Origin of the sequence: Nocardioides abyssi (assembly GCF_030412915.1) — a bacterium.
GTDB lineage: Bacteria > Actinomycetota > Actinomycetes > Propionibacteriales > Nocardioidaceae > Nocardioides > Nocardioides abyssi.
In genome coordinates this window covers 1-311 of sequence record NZ_JAUHJR010000087.1, presented here as the reverse complement: position 1 = coordinate 311, position 311 = coordinate 1, and the positions used below count along the sequence as shown (strand labels likewise).

Here is a 311-nt window from a genome sequence, read left to right as displayed (position 1 = left end):
CCTGGGGTCCGTGACATATCCCGTCAAAGCTGAGGCCGCCGCGGTGAAGGGAGAAGCCAGGTAGATCTGCCCTTCCTTGTGGCCCATCCTGCCCGGGAAGTTCCGGTTCGTCGTTGATACACAGACCGTAGGTTCATTCATCCGTGCATATGTATCACGAGGACCACCCACACAAGCACCACAATTAGGACTAGCTGGTGTATCACAACCAGCCTCTTCAACTATCTGGGAGCATGTTTTGCCACCAGATCCTGGTACGGGGAGACTATACACGTCCATCCACACCTTTTGAGTCGCAGGAACGAGAAATG

1 protein-coding gene is annotated in these 311 nt (G+C 54.3%); it reads right to left on the bottom strand.

Annotated elements, in window-relative coordinates:
* Positions 1–279: aconitase family protein (locus tag QWY29_RS20015; protein ID WP_300962992.1), on the bottom strand; the 279-nt coding region annotated here is incomplete at its 3' end.
* Between the last annotated feature and the right edge of the window lie 32 nt (positions 280–311).